Origin of the sequence: Photobacterium satsumensis (assembly GCF_050336935.1) — a bacterium.
Classification (GTDB): domain Bacteria; phylum Pseudomonadota; class Gammaproteobacteria; order Enterobacterales; family Vibrionaceae; genus Photobacterium; species Photobacterium satsumensis.
The window spans coordinates 2,242,538-2,259,099 of sequence record NZ_JAKJSK010000006.1; the positions used below are offsets into that span (position 1 = coordinate 2,242,538).

A 16,562-nucleotide genomic window follows, 5' to 3' on the forward strand; every position below is an offset into this window, starting at 1 on the left:
TGTGCTACCGCTATCATCTTTGTTTACGCCTGTATTTGCTCGATTGCTGTGATGAGTGCATCCAGCCCGGCATCCACTTTGCTTTTCGGGCAACCGACATTCAAGCGGATGTAGCCTTTTCCTTCTTCACCATAAGTGTCCCCTCGCATGATGGCGACTTTGTGATTATGAATAAGTACCCGCTGCAAGGCATCCATATCAATGTTGAGTGGATTGAGGTCGATCCAAGCCAAATATGTCCCTTCTGGCACATGGTAGTTAATTTCAGGAAATGCGCTGTTAAGGCGTTCAGCCACCGTTAATAAGTTCTGCTGTAAATAACCCTTGAGTTCATCCAGCCATTCATCTCCCTGCTGATAGGCGGCGATATGGGCGATAACCCCGAGAATCGAAGGAGAGGAGAGCCCGTGTGCTGCCTTGAGTTGCTTGAGGTATTGCTCACGTACTTCTGGGTTGGGGATAAAGGCATACGCGCCGGTCAGGGCCGGGATATTGAATGACTTCGAGCCTGAGCTCACTAAGGCCCAATCCTTGTTAGTGGCCACTTCTGACCACGGAAGATAACGGGAGTAGGCCATGTCCATATGAATATCATCGGAGATCACCTTCACGCTATGGCGCTGACAAATGTCTGCCATCCGTTCTAGTTCATTTCTGCGCCATACTCTGCCTGTCGGGTTATGTGGGCTGCAAAGCAACAGGACTTTACATTCTTCCCGTGTTGCTTGTTGTTCAAATTGCTTCCAGTCGATTTCGTATCCTTGAGCGGTTTTGATTAGCGGGCTTGCCAGTAGCGTCCGCTGGTTGGCTTCAAGCATATTGCCAAAGGCATCGTAGGCCGGCGTGTGGACGAGGACTCCTTCACCTGCTTTGCTCCATTGCGTAATGAGCTGGGAAATGATGTAGATCACCGAAGGACCGTAGGCGAGGGCTTCTTGGTCCAGGTGTGCTTGGTAGCGTTTGGCAAACCAATCCGTAACGGCTTGCTTGAAGTCGTCATGGTTCCAGCGGCTGTAACCCAATACGCCATGCGTTAGGCGCTGCTGCAAGGCCTGTTGGATACAGGGAGCTGTTTCGAAATCCATATCGGAGATGGTAAACGGCAGTAAATCGGCTTCACCAAAGCGGTCTTGGACATAGTCCCACTGGGTACAGTAAGTGCCGTAACGATTAACGGGAGTTGAGAAATCAAACATAAGTGCCTCGAAGAACAACGTATAAGACTGCACTCTGGGTACAAAGCACAGTCTTATACCATGCGGGGATCTGGCTCCCCGCCGGTATATATGATTGATTAAGCCGGCATCAGGCTCTGGATTTCATTTTTCACCAGATGGACCTGAGGGCCAATCACCACTTGCAGGTTATGGGCATCGAGTTTGACGACACCCAGTGCGCCGTTGGCCTTTAATACCGCATCGTTCACCAACGACATGTCTTTGACTGACAGGCGTAGGCGGGTGATGCAGTTGTCCAGTGCCTCGATGTTATCGGCACCGCCCAGGGCTTCAAGGATGATATCGCCTTTGTAGCTAGTGGTTTTCTCACCGGTTACTGCTGCTGCGATTTGCTCGGCACTTTCCACTTCACGCCCTGGTGTTTTCAGGTTGAAGCGGGTGATGGCAAAACGGAACACCGAGTAGTAGACCGCAAACCAGATCCCGGCCACAACAGGTACTAGGTACCACTTGGTTGCGGTACCTTGCAGAATACCGAAGATGAAGAAGTCGATGATGTTACCGTCGGTGTTACCGATAGTGACATCTAGCAGTCCCATGACCATGAAGCCAAGGCCAGTTAGTACCGCGTGGATCAGGTAAAGCGCCGGTGCAACAAACAGGAACAGGAACTCAAGCGGTTCGGTGATACCACCGACCACACAGGCCACTACGCCAGATAGCAGTAGTGCTTTTACCTTGCCGCGGTTCTCTGGGCGTGAGCAGTGGTACATAGCCAGTGCTGCACCCGGAAGGCCGCCAAGGAAGGCAGGCATCTTACCCTGAGACAGGAAGGCTGTTGCTGAAGATGAGAAGCTGTCAGTGGTTGAACAAGAAAGCTCAGAGTAGAAGATATTCAGTGCGCCGCTAACAGTGTTACCACACACGTCCATGGTGCCACCGGCTTCGGTAAAGCGGATCAGGGCAACCAGAATATGGTGTAGGCCAAAAGGAAGAAGTAGACGTTCACCGGCACCAAACAAGAATGGGCCAAATGGACCTGCGTGAGAAATTGCGGTACCGACGCCGTTGATGCCAGCGGCAAAGTAAGGCCAAATCAACGGGACGATAAGGCCAACCACACCCAGTACGACCGTGGTGATGATCGGCACAAAGCGGGCGCCACCGAAGAAAGCAAGCGCATCAGGCATTTTGTAGGTGTAGAAGCGGGCATGCAGTTTCGCCACGATAATACCGACAATCACCGCACCCAAGATACCCGTGTCGATAGAGTCGACACCAATGATCGACTTCACGCCGTAAGCGGCTTCTTGCTCGGCATTGCCAAGTACACCGGCAACAGTGAGGTAGAAGTTGATGGATAGGTTCAATGCCGCATAGCCAACGAAACCGGCAAAGGCGGCGACGCCTTTTTCTTCACGCGCCAGACCAAGCGGAATGGCAACGGCGAACATGATCGGCAGGTAAATAAAGGCAACCAGACCGATTTTGGTCATCCACATAAACAGCAATTGCAGTGGCATGAAATCCAAGAACGGAATGCTTTCTTTTACCGCGCTGCTCGACAGCGAACTGCCGACACCGAGCAAAATACCGGAGAACGCCAGAAGGGCGACCGGCAGCATGAAGGTTTTTCCAAGGCTCTGGAAAAACTCCCATAAGGTTGTTTTCTTTGATGTGTTGGACATAGTGGGTAACCCCTAACCTTATTATTGTGTAGGTAGAGTTGATAAAACGTTTTATCAAACTTTTGTAAAAAAACGCTGATGCAGAGACGCTTTTGTTCATGCATCAGCGTGTTGAATGTGTTCACGTAAATAGGATAAAACGTTTTATCAGTTGATTTCGCTGGTTTGATCACGAAATCTGATCGGTTTTTCGTGAGTGATTTAAACTGTGATCGAGGTAAAAGTGTGAAAAGCTCGATAGAACGTTTTACTTCCATGTAATATCCTTGGTGTCTCTAAGACGGATACGGCTGTGCTAATGAGCCAAAGAAAAGTAAAAATTACAGATGTTGCTGAATATGCAGGGGTTTCGGTATCAACCGTCTCGCTGGTACTTGGTAATAAGGGGCGGATCTCAGAGGCGACGATCAACAAGGTCAATGATGCCATCAAAACTTTGGGGTATGTGCGCAACAAGGCTGCCGCTAACTTGCGTTCTAACCAGTCCAACTTGGTTGGCTTGATACTCAAAGATATTACCGATCCCTTTTATACCGAGATCACGGCAGGTTTTAGCCAGATCCTAGAAAAGCATGGCTTCATGCTTTTCCTTGCGCAGTGCGGTGGCTCACCGGAGCGGTTAGCATCATGTGTGCAGTCAATGATCCAGCAAGGTGTTGCCGGCGTGGCATTCAGTCCACTGCGAGGGGCAAGCCAAAGTGTGATTGATATGCTGGCACAGTCTGAAGTGCCTGCCGTTTGTGTCGCGCGGGCAACTGTCAATGACGATATCGATTATGTCGTCCCCGATAATACCTTGGCCGCTAAGCGGGCTACCCAGCATTTGGTTGAGCAGGGCCACAGGCATATCGCCTATGTTGGTGGGCAAGGAGACTCCCTTACCCGCGCGGAACGTATTGGTGGCTATTGCACAACCTTGATCCAGTATGGCCTGCCGTTTAAAAGCGAATGGATTGTCGAATGCGAGGGGAGCCAAAAGGCTGCAGCCAACACTGTTCAAGAGCTGTTGACCCAACACCCTAAGATTACCGCTATTTTGTGCCATCGACCTGCTACCGCGCTGGGGGCTGTATACGGTGTAGAGCGGGCCAACCGTACTGTCGGACGGGATAACTATATTGGCCAGCAAGTCGCCTTAATCGGTTTTGATGATGTCGCAGAGGCAGAATTAACCCATCCTCCACTGACTTTTATGTCATCGACAGCCAAAGACATTGGCGAACAAGCCGGTAAACGCTTGGTGCAGAAGATGAAAGCAGCCGAGCAAGCCGTTGAGAAAGTCGTATTGTCCCCTGAGCTGATCATCCGCGGTTCGGCGTAAGGTCGCGGATTCGGCTTCCCTATAGCCAGCCCTCAGCCAATAAAGGCTGGCTGTTGTGTTTATGGACACTCTCTACAAATAAGGTTTGACGTCAAATCAAGTGGTGTCTATAATCTCCTTCCGTAATTAAAGGTTTGATGTCAAATAAATACAGAGCCTTTAGCCGTAATTTAGTCATGGCATGACTCGTTACTGTTAAGTGCTCTCGACACTTGCCAGCTGATGCCTGGTAAAAAGCATCACACTAAGCTCGCTAGGCTTGGTGGATAGTCATAAAAAGTAGCCGGTTCCTAGCCACCGGCTTAAAGCTCAAGGCTAGATATATTGTGTATTTCCTAGATATGTCTTTGACTGTTCAGCCGCCCTATGATTTAGAGTGGCTTTTTTTTTAATCGAACTATATGATCCATTAGGTATAATGATTAAGGGTCAAACCATGTCAAATGAAACCAAGGCACACGAGACTACAAGCGGTCTTGCGTGGATTGCAGCACGACTTATTAACAATAAGATTCAACTTGCAATCTCTGAGCGTCACAGCGATATCAATACTGAGCAGCTAACCATGTTGATGGAGCTGGCCTACGAGGATGGGATTAGGCCTACCACCTTGGCCAAGCGTATGACCCGTAGCAAAGGGACTATCTCCAGCCTGATCCGTCATGCGACCAAAAATGGCCTGATTGCTACAGCCCCAGATCCGACGAACAAGAATGCTAAGCGCATCCATTTGACGATAAAGGGCAAAGAAATGCACGATGAGTTGATGCCGGTACTGATGAACATCTTGATTGGCTCTACCGAAGGTATTGACCCCGCAGATCTGGAAGCGACCCAGCGTGTGATGACGAAAATCATTAAAACCGAGTACCCAGAGTTCTTCGAATATTAAGAAGGACCACAATAAAAGCCACCCATTGCGGTGGTTTTTTTGTGCCTGTCGCCTATTTGAAGGTAATCAGTGGTATTAACTTAATCTAGATTAAGTTTTGTGAGTGGGATCCTCGGTACTATCTGCCACCGCTTTTTAGGTGTACAGCACGTTATTTTTAGAGGATTGGTCTTGAGCACTTTGTTTACCGAAACCCGCATAGGCAACATGGCATTGAAGAACCGCTTTATGCGAAGCGCGACGTGGGAAAATATGGCAACAGAAGATGGCCATATGACAGATAAGCTTTACGCTATCTATGAAGAGCTTGCGCAAGGTGAAATCGGCCTGATTGTAACGGGTTATGCGAACATTGTTGAAGAAGAAAAGCCCAATGCTGGCATGATGGGGATCTATAATGATTCCTTTATCGATGAATATAAAAAGCTAACCGAGCTGGTCCATCGTAACGATTCGAAAATTGTTATGCAGCTGGCTTACGGTGGCACCAAAACAACCTTTAACCTCGGTGAAAGGGTCATTTTTGCGCCTAGTGAAGTGCCAGAAAAAGGCACTCAAACGCTGGGTAAAGCGATGACCAAAGACGAGATTGATTACATCGTCAAGGCGTTTGCCGAAGCGAGTTTGCGAGCTCAGAAGTCAGGGTTTGATGGCATTGAAATCCACGCAGCCCATACATACTTGATCAATCAGTTCCTAAGCCCTTACTACAACCGCCGTGAAGATGAGTACGGTGGCAGCCTAGAAAATCGCATGAGATTCTTGATGGAGATCTATGCCGAAACAAGAAAGCGGGTGGGTGACGATTTTCCAATTCTGGTGAAGTTGACGGCAACTGAATTTTTTGAAGGTGGCCTGGCTTTCGATGAAACCCGCATCATTTGTCGAAAACTCGAGGAAGTCGGGGTTGATGCTATCATCATCTCGGGGAATATCCACGGCAAGGCAAACACCATGATCGGCCAGTCTTTTGATGGGTATACGCTTCAGGAGGAAGGCTACTTCCATGAATACGGAAATGCTATTAGTCAGGAAGTGGCTATTCCTGTTATCACCGTGGGTGGTTTAACGGATATTGCGGCAATAGAAAGGATTGCTGAGAACACAAATATTCAATATTTCGCACTGTCACGCCCTTTGCTTTCTGAGCCTCACTTGGTCAAGCGTTGGAAAGAAGGGGACAGATCGCCAGTTGAATGTGAACGCTGCTCGAAGTGCCGCACCAAGCGAGGAAACTTCTGTGTAGTGAACAAGGAACGAAAGGTGCAGCTTGCTCGCATGTAGTTAGGCCATAATTTATTCCTGTTGATTGTAAAGCCAGCAAAAGATAGCTGGCTTTTTTGATCTTGTCTGTTGCCATGGAATACTGACGTCGCCATGACGAGATGTGGGCAGGGATGGTGTATTGATGGTTGTAAAATATAGCGTCAGCTAATCGGCGTGAAACACTTTTCAATTGTTGTGCTAACAATTGAAGGGTAGACAATAAAGAGTAGTGATAGATGATAAAAACAAAAGCCAAATTACTTTCAGTGGCATTGGCTGCCGCTTTGCTTGGGGGCTGTGCCAGTTACAGCATTACAGAGCAAGATATGACCAATTACCTGCAAGATTCGGTCAATTTGGATCAATCCGTAGGGGTTGAAAATGTGATGTATGCACAGGTCGCGGTTGACGACCTGGAAGTCAAAATTGGCCGGACTGATGCCGACCGTGTGTCTGTGTTTGCCAGTACCAATGCGCAGGTACAGATGCTGAGTATGAAAAACGTGGGGTTGGATCTGGATGTCGAGTTCAGTGCGATCCCTGAATATGACAAAGACAGTGGGGAAGTGTTTTTGAAATCCTTGCGTTTAGAGCGCTTTGATGAAAGCAGCAAACAACTTACCCCTGAGGTCAAAAAACTCTTAAAGCCAGCCGTATCCATGATTGGTTACGCGTTATCAAAGCAGCCTGTGTACAAACTGGATAGCTCAACAGTGCAGGAAGCGTTAATCAAATCGGCCGAGCCAAACTTGGTCATCAAGAACAATAAATTAGTGATTGAGTTGTTTGATTAATAATGATGAAGCCTTTTAAGCTCAATAGCTTAAAGGGCCTTTGGGTTGTTTTTAAGTTGTGAAGCCGCTTCTCTCGCCACCTCTATCCATGCTGTCTTAGCGTCCTGAGTCAGCATGTTCCATGTGATGTCCTCATCGTTGAAGGCTGTGAACTGGATTGTTGTCCAATATGTTTTAAATAGCCTCTTTGCCATAGTCAGTAGGCTGGCGTCGTACATTACTGAGTATTTCAAGGTTATCGTTTTCCCGTTCGACAAGTTTACGGATAGCGAAGCGCACTATGTCTAGCTGTTGGTGGATATTGATGAGCTTATAGTGAGTGCATTCATATTGTTTATGTAATTTGCGATATCGCTTAGAGAGTAATAGGACGGCGCATAGGGCAAAGGTATTGGTGATCAACATAATGACAATCATGAGTCCAAGCATGGTGTTACCTCAATATATTTCTGTTGGTTTGTTATCAAACATCGTGATATTCCCTATTAGGTTTCAAGCAGTGCCTTTACGGTCGAAGCAATATCCTCTTCACTTTTATGGGCTTGGAACAGCACCACGTACTTACTGTTGATCACCAGTGATGGAACAGCATTGACCTTGTATGCGGCGCTAATCTGCTTGGCCCTGTCAACCTCGGTTTTTATTGCCTTAATGTTTCTTTGTGCCGTTTTACCTTCGTCGCCCTGGGTATAGCGCCTGATGGTATCCATGGCGTCATTTAGCCTGACTTCGGCATTGCCACCCCCCTGCACGGCATCGAATAAATCAGTGGTAAAGGCATCTAATTTCTCTGGTGAAACCAGCAATCGCCCGCTGTAATACATAGATGCTTGCATCTCTGTTGGTCGGTTATAGACGACATGCACCTTATCAATTGGCTGTTCAATTCGTTGGGCAAGCCTGACAAAGAGCTGCTCAAGTGAGTGGCAGGCATGGCAGCCGAGGGCAAAAATCTCTGTGACCGGTGCCAGTGTAATATCGGTAGCGGCATCTACCGTTTCATAGTGAACCCCTTCTATCGGTTTTGCTGCGGCGTTGACTTGAGCGGCCAGCAACATCCAGAACACCACGGTTAATAGCTTATTTGTTTTCACAGTTGCCCTCCTCCTATTTCGTGGCGCTGATTATACACAAAATAGTTCAATGTAAAACCATTTTGTTTTGTGGTATTTTCTAACTGTGCAAGGTAGGGATAGAGGGCTTTCGTTACCTTGATCATGCTTCTGTAGGAGAGGGGGTAATGATTGGGTGAATTTATTCTCAGGTGAGCATATAAAAGCTTGATTGGACGGTTTTTTGACGCTTGGTAATATGCCTGTCAGAAATTTTGACGTTTGTTTAAGGATAAAATGAAAGCAAGTAAAGGTTTTACCCTGATTGAGCTCGTTGTTGTGATCGTTATTTTGGGGATACTGGCCGTCACGGCTGCTCCGCGTTTTCTCAATCTCCAATCTGATGCGCGTATCGCGACGTTGCAAGGGGCCAAGGGAGCTGTCGAGGGAGCAAATGGCATTGTTTACGGCAAAGCGGCGATTGAGGGGCTGGAGTCAAACCCTGAAGGGATGTTGGATCTTGGTGGAACTAAGCCGGTTTCATTGGTTTATGGAAACTTGAAGATGACTGAAGAGAACTTAAGGGCAGTCATGAATACTGACTTTATAATTGAAGATATAGTTGACACTTCTAATGGCGAAGACGTCATTTTCGGTGTGCTCGTTTACAATCCGCCTAAAAGAAATAATGCTACTGATGTGCAATGCTATTTGTCTGTAAGAAATGATGGAGATAAAGGGGAACTAGAGTTCTTCTTGGAAGACTCAGAGTGCTAAATTATCTTTTTACCGGTTAAGCTAAAGGCCACGGTATTGGCCTTTTTTGATCTTGGTACTTAATTGAATGCATCAGGGTCAGTCAATTAAATGAGAAACTACATTGGAATTAGAGATAAATACACTCAGCCACAGCCAACTCAGAGACGCCAAACGTAAGGCCGAGATCTGGTGGCGTGCAACCGCGACTCGTTTGAAATTAGGCAAGGCGGGATTGCTTGAGGCGGAATACAGCGAAAAGTATGAACGTGCCCAGCAGGTTTATCTTGAACGGGTTAGCCAGATCGATGAAGAATTAAACCGACGACAGGTTGCGGTGGCGAAAAAGAAGCCGGTACGGGCATTAAGTGATCTCCCATAACGGTAACGTTAGTTTTCCCTATTATCGTGCAAGCTAAGGTTGACCGCGAGCAATATCTCGCTAAGATAGCCGTCTTGAATTATTCGACCCCATTTAATTACGGAGGTGCACAACATGTTGATGTTAACTCGCAAGCTTGTCTGCATCTTCGTTGCCAAAATTGCTTACCTTAAGCAGCCTCAAATCGCTTAGCGCAGGCAGTAGATAAATTAAAATTATTTACTGCCGAAGAAAAACAGCCTGAGAGAACAATGACCATTGCATCCGATATCTGGAAGAGACGTGTGCCGGTTGTACTATGCTCGTCTCTCAGTAAGTTTTCTTTCGGATAGCTATTTTTCCTCAAAGAAATGAGAACTAAGCGATGACGAACAACAAACATTGGTCGAAAATGGAAATGCTCCATGAGACCGTCAAAAACCAAAATATTTACATCAAAGGCACCCATAGCTACTACAGCGATGCTTATGATAATGGATTCGAACGATCGGTCGTACGCTATTTGCATGGCGACGAGCAAACTTGCCACCGCGAACCGCCCTGGGAAATTGATAAGCTCTATATTGGCGATTATGTCTGTATCGGGGCTGAGGCAGTGATCCTGATGGGAGGGAACCATACCCACCGTGCCGATTGGTTTTCACTCTACCCGTTTATGGACAAAATTGGCGAAGCTTACCAGTCGAAGGGGGATACCCATCTTGGCGATGGTTGCTGGATAGGCATGCGTGCCATGATCATGCCGGGCGTGACTGTTGGGGAAGGGGCGATTGTTGCTGCCAATAGTGTGGTCACCAAAGATGTTGAGCCTTATGCAATTGTAGGTGGTAGCCCGGCGAAAACCATCCGTAAACGGTTTGCGGCAGAGACGGTATCACGCCTATTAGCCTTGAAAATTTACGACTGGCCCGAGAGCAAGTTCAACGCACTCAAAGATCTGATCTGTAGCGATGACATTGATGCGCTGGAAAAAGCGCATATCCTGTTTGAGTAAGGATAAGGATAAGGGTAAGGAAAGAGGAGCCATGTAGGCTCCTTTTTTAATGCCGCCAATCTTGCTGGCTCTTTTCTGCCTAGGGGCATGCTTGAATTGTATTGAACCTCGTTATCGTAAAGCATAAATTAAATCTTAAATGTAAACGGTCAAAGGTACGGCTGTGCTAAATATGAAGGAACTTCCCTCAATAAGGGCGCTCAGAACATTCATTGCGGTGGCTAATCATCTAAGTTTTTCGAAAGCGGCCAAAGAGCTGTCTGTTACCCAGAGCGCAGTCAGCAAACAGATCGCCCAACTCGAGCAGCAGTTGGGACAGCCTTTGTTCGAGCGTCATCTCAACGGGATTAAGTTATCAAGTGTCGGGTTGCGCTATTTGCCACAAATTGCCGAAGCCTTGGAAGCATTGCAAAACGCCACGGCTAGCTTGCGCCAGCTCGATCAAGTTGACGAGGTGCTGACGGTTAATGTCACCCCTTCCTTTGCCAGCCTTTGGTTGATCCCGCTGATTAACCGTTTTTCTCAGGCATTCCCCAATATTCAGGTCCAGCTCAAAACAGGAGACGGGCCAGTACACGATGTTAGCAGTGACAATGACATTGTGATCCGGTGTTTACCGTTAGCGAAACATTACGAAAACGCCACGCTGCTGTGTCGGGAAAACCTTCGCTTGGTTGCCTCGCCAGAGTTGCTTCGGAAAACGCCGATCCGATATAGCGATGATTTGGCTAAGCATGTTTTTCTCCCCCAAGTGACTCGGCCGCAATTGTGGGAACAATTTAAAACCCACCATAAGATTGAGTTTCCGATGGAGTTTTATGGGGTGGGGTTTGAGCACTTCTATATGTCTCTCACGGCAGTGAGAAGTCAGCAGGGCTTGGCGTTGCTTCCTGATTTTATGGTCGATGGCTTAATCGCCAACCGAGAGTTATTCAATCCGCTTAATATAACAATGGAAAGCCACTACGGCTATTACGTTATTGTGCCCAACTATAAACGCCATTCCCGGAAAGTATGTGTCTTCAACCAGTGGCTCGGTGAGCAGATTGACAAAAAGCGAGATCATATCTTGTCGCGTTAATTTCCTTGTATCTCCTTATCCGTGATCTTATCAGCAAACATTATGCTGATTTGCAATTACACTGCATTTTGATTAATAAGTCGATATTCGTGCTGTATTAATCGGAATTAATAGAATAAGTGAATAATATTTCATGATTCCATAAGGTGTTTACACCATAGGAGAGATACGATGAATAAAATGTCTATTACGCTGTTAAGTGCAGCGGTTCTGTCAGCGCTGAGCCTGAGTGCCAATGCTTGTACTGGCCTGATTGTCGGCAAAGGGGCTTCGGTAGACGGCAGTATTATGATTGCCCGGAATGAAGATTTTGGTATTAACAACTGGAATAAACATCTCGCCTATCGCCCACAGCAAATCAATGAACAAGGCGACTGGACGTTGGGCAATGGCTTGGTTGTACCAATGCCAACGCAATTTTATGCCTATTCAGCGATTCCGGATTGGGATGCTTTAACGGTCGATAAAGACGGTAAATATTACGAAGAACGAGGTATCAACCAATATAACGTTGCGGTTTCTGCCACCACCAGTGCCGAAGTGAACGACAAAGCGGCGAAGGCTGATCCATTGGTAAAACCGGGGATCATTGAAGCGGTGATCCCGACGTTGATTTTGCCACAGGTTAAAACGGCTAAAGAAGGGGTCGAACTGCTTGGCCGCTATATTGAAGAGTTTGGCGCGGGCGAAGGTAACAGCCTGTATATTGCTGATGTCAATGAAGCATGGTTGTTTGAAATTGGCTCCGGCCACCATTGGATAGCGGTCAAAGTGCCGGATAATAGCTACGCAATGATTGCCAATGGCTTGCGGATCCACGGCGTTGATCTGGATGCAAAAGGTGTGCTGCACTCGACCGGGCTGCTGGATTTTGTTGAAGATAACCAACTGCTAGATAACCCAGACTCACGCTCGTTTAACTTCGCGAAAGCCTTTGGCGTGATTGGCGACACTTATAATGTTGATCGCGAGTGGCTGGGGCAGGCGATGCTGACACCATCGCAGGTGCAAGATATCCGCGAGCAGCAATACCCGCTGTTTATGAAGCCTGATGATAAGATCTCGGTACAGGATGTGGCTAGCGTGCTGGGCTCGACCTATGAGGGAACCAAGTTAGCTGACAAGGGCGAACGACCTATTCGTGTCGAACGCCAGCTTGAGTCGCATATTATCCAGCTTCGTCCAGACATGCCGAAAGAATTCCAAGGCGTTATCTGGCAAAGCTACGGCGTGCTGTCTGAATCGGTATTAGTACCGCTATACACCAGCCTGCAGGAGTACCCAACGCCATACACCGTTGGGACCGATACTTACAGCGATGACTCAGCTTACTGGCAGTTCCGTAGCCTGACGGCGCTGGCAACCGCCAACCCAGATAAATACCTGCCGATGTTGAAAGAAACCTGGGATAAGGAAGAGTCCAAACTGTATAAGCAGGTCAGCAATATGGATATGTTGCTAAAAGACATGTACAGCCAAGATAAGGCGACCGCAGTAGAAATGGCATCCGACTTCTCTTATGGCCAGCTCCAGCGTACATTGAGCATGGCAACGGAGATCCGTTATAAGATGATGACGGACATGACCAAAAGTACTGAGAAAAAATACAGCGAAGAAGAGTTCAAAAAAATCATGAGTCTCTAATTCGGCCTATTACGGAAAGAACAAAGAGCGCGTATGCGCTCTTTGTTGTATTTGCTGCTTATTGCCACTGAAGGTGTGGCTACAGCAAGCCGATTTCTTTGTAGTACTTCTCAGCCCCAGGATGAAGAGGAGCGGATAGGCCGTCTCTGATCATCTCTTCTTTTTTCAAGTGGGCAAACGCTGGGTGTAGTTTCTTGAAATCATCGAAGTTTTCAAATACTGACTTAACGATGCTGTAAACCACTTCATCTGGCACTGCTGTCGAGGACACGAACGTCGCGCCGACACCAAAGGTGGTGACATCGATAGCGTTACCTTTGTACATCCCGCCGGGCACCGTGGCCACACGGTAGAAGCTGTTGTCTTCAATCAACTTGTTAACGTTGTCACCGGCAACGGTGATGATCTTGCTATCACAAGAGGTCGTTGCTTCTTTGATTGCGCCGCTCGGGTGGCCAACCGTATAAATCATGGCGTCGATTTTATTGTCGCACAGCGCTTTTGACTGCTCCGAGGCCTTTAGCTCCGATGCTAGTTTAAAGTCCTTCATGCTCCAATCGTATCTGTCCATCAGTACTTCCATCGTACCGCGCTGGCCTGAGCCTGGGTTACCAATATTGACGCGTTTGCCTTTGAGATCTTCAAAGGTTTTGATCCCTGAATCGGCACGGGCCACGATGGTAAACGGTTCTGGGTGGATAGAGAACACAGCACGCAGATCTTTGTACGCACCGTTATCGGCAAACTTGCTGGTGCCGTTATAGGCATGATATTGCCAGTCAGACTGGGCGATACCGAGGTCGAGTTCACCTGCTCGAATGGTATTGATGTTGTAAATGGATCCACCGGTACTTTCGACCGAACAGCGGATATTGTGATCTTTTCTATCTTTATTGACCAAGCGGCAGATTGCCCCGCCTGTTGGGTAGTAAACCCCGGTGACGCCACCGGTCCCGATGGTGACAAAACGGCTCTCTGCTGCCGATACCGCCGAGGTACCCAGTAAAACAGCGGCACCCGTGAAGGCAAGAAGCTTGTTGATAGATCCCATAGAAGTCCCTTTATGAAGAGTTTTACGCAAAAAGCATAGCCAATGGTTACTGCTTCTGGCTAAGCAGTGAGGAGCCGGCGAAAATGGTTAGTATCAAGGGTTGCCAGGCCAAGCTGCTTGGCGGTTCCGGCAAGGTTAGCCACTTGTTCTGCGTTGCTTGAGGCTAATATACCTTGATGATTAACATGATTATTTTCAAAGCCAACTCGAATGTCTCCACCCATAATCATAGACGCTGCTAGGCAAAGGTGTTCATATTTTCCAAATGCACAGACTGCCCACCGTTTATTATGTTCAAAGAGCCGTTGCTGCAACAAGGCTGGCAGGTCTTGTGGGATCGCGGTTTGGTGTTTGTCATAGCGCCCGAGTACCAGCAGTATGTGGTGATTGCTTGCTGGCAGCAGCCCTTGATCTAGCAGGGTAAAGTAGCGTTCGAGATCTTTTAGGCTGTAGAGAATGTATTGGGCGATGATCCCTTGCTCAGCGGTTGCATGGAAAAAGCTGCTGGCATTATCGGCATAGCTGTCATTGGGGATCAGCTCACTTAGAGCAAAGGAGGCAGCTTCCGGTTTGACGGCATTGATCAAGGCCATTTGTTGCTCGGGGGAGTATTGCCCGATAGCTTCTGTGGTCAGCTGCACGAGAATACTGTCACCGACCTGCTCTTTAAGGGCATGATACAAGCGCATATTCTCCGTAATCTCCAATGAGTGTTTTCCCGCGCTATCCCTGGCGTGAAGGTGTACCATGGCAGCGCCAGCATCGCGGCAGGCGATAACCTCGTCAATGATCTCCTGTTGCGACATCGGTAGCGCAGGATGATCAGCTTTGGTTTTCCTTGCGCCGTTGGGTGCCACGATGATCGCTGTCCGGCCGATAGAAAGCCTATTTTCCATTTGTTCAAATCCTATGTTCAATGATTATTCTACCCATAGCCCATAGCCCATAGCCCATAGCCCATAGCCCATAGCCCATAGCTCATAGCCAACGCTTACATCCACAGTGCCGAAGCACTGAGCAGCGATGCTTTTAATTTGCTGACCAGTTCGTCGAGTTGGTGCTCTTCGATGATAAACGGTGGGGCCAGCAAAATATGGTGGCCGGCTTTGCCGTCAATAGTGCCTGCCATGGGGTAGCACATCAGCCCGTTTTTCATCGCTTCAGACTGTATGGCTTTGTGGGCCTGCGTACTGCTTGGAAGCGGCGCCTTCGACTGCTTATCACTGACTAATTCAATACCGATAAATAGCCCCTTTCCGCGGATATCGCCGATATAAGGCAGTGGCCAGAGTGCTTCGTGGAGTTTTGATTTTAGCTGCTCGCCACGTCTCTCGACGGCACTGAGCAGCTTGTCTTCAACAATGGTATTGATAGTTGCTAGTGCGGCAGCACATGCCATTGGGTGGCCCATAAAAGTGTGGCCGTGCTGGAAGAAACCTGAGCCCTCGGCGATCGCTCTGTAGATGTTGTCATGAACTATCGCGGCGCCTATCGGTTGGTAGCCGGCTCCCAGTCCTTTGGCGACGGTGACAATGTCTGGCATTATCCCTTCTTGCTCGAACGCGAAGAAGCTGCCTGTGCGACCGATACCACACATGACTTCGTCAAGGATCAACAGCACATCATAACGGTCGCATATTTCTCTGATCCGCTTAAAGTATCCCTCGGTAGCAGGCAGTGCTCCTGCGGTAGCTCCGACAACAGGTTCAGCAATGAATGCCATGACGTTGCCTGCACCAAGCTCAAGGATCTTCTGTTCCAGTTCATCGGCCACACGATGACTATAGCTGAGCTCTGACTCTCCCTCTTGTTGATCGCGGTAGGCGTAGCAAGGGGCGATATGGTGCGCCGCTGAGAGTATTGGCCTGAAAGGTTCACGGCGCCATTCATTGCCGCCCACCGAGAGTGCGCCCAACGTATTGCCGTGGTAACTCTGTCGCCGCGCGATAAATTGGCTTTTCTGTGGTTTCCCCTGCTCGACAAAGTACTGGCGGGCCATTTTCAGTGCGGCTTCCACCGCTTCGGAGCCGCCACTGACAAAGTAAGTGTGGTTCAATGGCTCTGGGGCGAGATCGGCTATCCGGGCTGCTAGTTGCTCACTGCTAGTGCTGGTAAAAAAGCCAGAGTGGGCATACGGGATGCTTTCTAGCTGCTGGGTAATCGCAGCTTTTACGCGCTGGTGGCTATGGCCTAAGTTTGACACGGCGGCACCGCCACAACCATCGAGGTATTGCTTCCCTTCGCTATCGGTAAGGTATATGCCATTCCCGCCCACAACAGTGGGTAATGGGGTATGGCAGTGGCGGTGGAAAACGTGGCTCATTACTCTATTCCTTGCCTATCAACAGATTAGTTGATTGTTGGGCGAAACGGGTCGGCGGGCAAACGAATAAAATTATAGGGGTATGAGGAAAAGGAATAGTAATGGCTTAATTGCTCAATCGCGTAAGTGCTCTATCGTTT

General features: G+C 48.2%; 16 protein-coding genes. 9 read left to right on the forward strand and 7 right to left on the reverse strand.

Annotated features, from left to right (window positions below; translation table 11 throughout):
- Positions 1-23 precede the first annotated feature (23 nt).
- Both L4D79_RS10115 and malX read right to left on the reverse strand, forming a co-directional pair.
- Positions 24-1,196 (reverse strand): MalY/PatB family protein, encoded by a 1,173-nt coding sequence (locus tag L4D79_RS10115; RefSeq protein WP_428650800.1) that lies wholly within the window; start codon positions 1,194-1,196, stop codon positions 24-26.
- Positions 1,197-1,294: 98 nt separating this feature from the next.
- Entirely contained in the window at positions 1,295-2,866 is a 1,572-nt protein-coding gene (malX, locus tag L4D79_RS10120; protein WP_428650803.1) for a maltose/glucose-specific PTS transporter subunit IIBC, read from the reverse strand.
- A gap of 298 nt (positions 2,867-3,164) precedes the next feature.
- Between malX and malI the strand changes: the two genes are divergently transcribed.
- The 4 genes from malI to L4D79_RS10140 all read left to right on the forward strand — a co-directional run bounded on the left by malI (position 3,165) and on the right by L4D79_RS10140 (position 7,139).
- Positions 3,165-4,187: a Mal regulon transcriptional regulator MalI gene (gene malI / locus L4D79_RS10125; protein WP_428650805.1), complete on the forward strand. Its 1,023-nt coding sequence runs from the start codon at positions 3,165-3,167 to the stop codon at positions 4,185-4,187.
- 436 nt (positions 4,188-4,623) lie between these two features.
- Positions 4,624-5,079: a MarR family winged helix-turn-helix transcriptional regulator gene (locus L4D79_RS10130; protein ID WP_428650807.1), complete on the forward strand. Its 456-nt coding sequence runs from the start codon at positions 4,624-4,626 to the stop codon at positions 5,077-5,079.
- 171 nt (positions 5,080-5,250) lie between these two features.
- Positions 5,251-6,363, forward strand: coding sequence for an NADH:flavin oxidoreductase (locus L4D79_RS10135; RefSeq protein WP_428650810.1), 1,113 nt, complete (start codon positions 5,251-5,253; stop codon positions 6,361-6,363).
- A gap of 218 nt (positions 6,364-6,581) precedes the next feature.
- Complete coding sequence (locus L4D79_RS10140) at positions 6,582-7,139, forward strand: YceB family lipoprotein (RefSeq protein WP_428650812.1); 558 nt, start codon at positions 6,582-6,584, stop codon at positions 7,137-7,139.
- Positions 7,140-7,313: 174 nt separating this feature from the next.
- Here L4D79_RS10140 and L4D79_RS10145 read toward each other — a convergent pair whose 3' ends face one another.
- Together L4D79_RS10145 and L4D79_RS10150 are read right to left on the reverse strand one after the other, a co-directional pair.
- A complete protein-coding gene (locus tag L4D79_RS10145; RefSeq protein ID WP_428650815.1) occupies positions 7,314-7,568 on the reverse strand; it encodes a hypothetical protein in 255 nt (84 codons plus the stop codon).
- 56 nt (positions 7,569-7,624) lie between these two features.
- A complete protein-coding gene (locus L4D79_RS10150) occupies positions 7,625-8,233 on the reverse strand; it encodes a thioredoxin domain-containing protein (RefSeq protein WP_428650817.1) in 609 nt (202 codons plus the stop codon).
- A 255-nt stretch (positions 8,234-8,488) separates the two neighbouring features.
- Between L4D79_RS10150 and L4D79_RS10155 the strand changes: the two genes are divergently transcribed.
- From L4D79_RS10155 to L4D79_RS10175, 5 genes are all read left to right on the forward strand, one after another.
- Positions 8,489-8,968, forward strand: coding sequence for a type II secretion system protein (locus L4D79_RS10155; protein WP_428650820.1), 480 nt, complete (start codon positions 8,489-8,491; stop codon positions 8,966-8,968).
- 103 nt (positions 8,969-9,071) lie between these two features.
- A complete protein-coding gene (locus L4D79_RS10160) occupies positions 9,072-9,329 on the forward strand; it encodes a hypothetical protein (protein ID WP_428650823.1) in 258 nt (85 codons plus the stop codon).
- Positions 9,330-9,693: 364 nt separating this feature from the next.
- On the forward strand, positions 9,694-10,323 hold the full coding sequence (locus tag L4D79_RS10165; protein WP_428650826.1) for a CatB-related O-acetyltransferase: 630 nt from the start codon (positions 9,694-9,696) through the stop codon (positions 10,321-10,323).
- 163 nt (positions 10,324-10,486) lie between these two features.
- Positions 10,487-11,404 (forward strand): LysR substrate-binding domain-containing protein, encoded by a 918-nt coding sequence (locus L4D79_RS10170; protein WP_428650829.1) that lies wholly within the window; start codon positions 10,487-10,489, stop codon positions 11,402-11,404.
- 171 nt (positions 11,405-11,575) lie between these two features.
- The gene (locus L4D79_RS10175; RefSeq protein ID WP_428650832.1) at positions 11,576-13,048 is read left to right on the forward strand and encodes a C69 family dipeptidase; all 1,473 of its coding nucleotides are present in this window, start codon (positions 11,576-11,578) and stop codon (positions 13,046-13,048) included.
- Between the two features lie 79 nt (positions 13,049-13,127).
- Here L4D79_RS10175 and L4D79_RS10180 read toward each other — a convergent pair whose 3' ends face one another.
- The 3 genes from L4D79_RS10180 to L4D79_RS10190 form a co-directional block, all read right to left on the reverse strand.
- Positions 13,128-14,099 carry a TAXI family TRAP transporter solute-binding subunit gene (locus L4D79_RS10180; RefSeq protein WP_428650836.1) on the reverse strand — a complete coding sequence of 324 codons (972 nt, stop codon included), beginning with the start codon at positions 14,097-14,099 and terminating at the stop codon, positions 13,128-13,130.
- Positions 14,100-14,158: 59 nt separating this feature from the next.
- Positions 14,159-14,995 (reverse strand): beta-keto acid cleavage family enzyme, encoded by an 837-nt coding sequence (locus L4D79_RS10185; RefSeq protein ID WP_428650839.1) that lies wholly within the window; start codon positions 14,993-14,995, stop codon positions 14,159-14,161.
- 95 nt (positions 14,996-15,090) lie between these two features.
- Positions 15,091-16,422 (reverse strand): aspartate aminotransferase family protein, encoded by a 1,332-nt coding sequence (locus L4D79_RS10190; RefSeq protein WP_428650842.1) that lies wholly within the window; start codon positions 16,420-16,422, stop codon positions 15,091-15,093.
- Positions 16,423-16,562: the final 140 nt, after the last annotated feature.

Coding starts and splice junctions, on each gene's coding strand:
- L4D79_RS10115 (WP_428650800.1), bottom strand. CDS start 1,196: ATGTTTGATTTCTCAACTCCCGTTAATCGTTACGGCACTTACTGTACC.
- malX (WP_428650803.1), bottom strand. CDS start 2,866: ATGTCCAACACATCAAAGAAAACAACCTTATGGGAGTTTTTCCAGAGC.
- malI (WP_428650805.1), top strand. CDS start 3,165: ATGAGCCAAAGAAAAGTAAAAATTACAGATGTTGCTGAATATGCAGGG.
- L4D79_RS10130 (WP_428650807.1), top strand. CDS start 4,624: ATGTCAAATGAAACCAAGGCACACGAGACTACAAGCGGTCTTGCGTGG.
- L4D79_RS10140 (WP_428650812.1), top strand. CDS start 6,582: ATGATAAAAACAAAAGCCAAATTACTTTCAGTGGCATTGGCTGCCGCT.
- L4D79_RS10145 (WP_428650815.1), bottom strand. CDS start 7,568: ATGCTTGGACTCATGATTGTCATTATGTTGATCACCAATACCTTTGCC.
- L4D79_RS10155 (WP_428650820.1), top strand. CDS start 8,489: ATGAAAGCAAGTAAAGGTTTTACCCTGATTGAGCTCGTTGTTGTGATC.
- L4D79_RS10165 (WP_428650826.1), top strand. CDS start 9,694: ATGACGAACAACAAACATTGGTCGAAAATGGAAATGCTCCATGAGACC.
- L4D79_RS10175 (WP_428650832.1), top strand. CDS start 11,576: ATGAATAAAATGTCTATTACGCTGTTAAGTGCAGCGGTTCTGTCAGCG.
- L4D79_RS10180 (WP_428650836.1), bottom strand. CDS start 14,099: ATGGGATCTATCAACAAGCTTCTTGCCTTCACGGGTGCCGCTGTTTTA.
- L4D79_RS10185 (WP_428650839.1), bottom strand. CDS start 14,995: ATGGAAAATAGGCTTTCTATCGGCCGGACAGCGATCATCGTGGCACCC.
- L4D79_RS10190 (WP_428650842.1), bottom strand. CDS start 16,422: ATGAGCCACGTTTTCCACCGCCACTGCCATACCCCATTACCCACTGTT.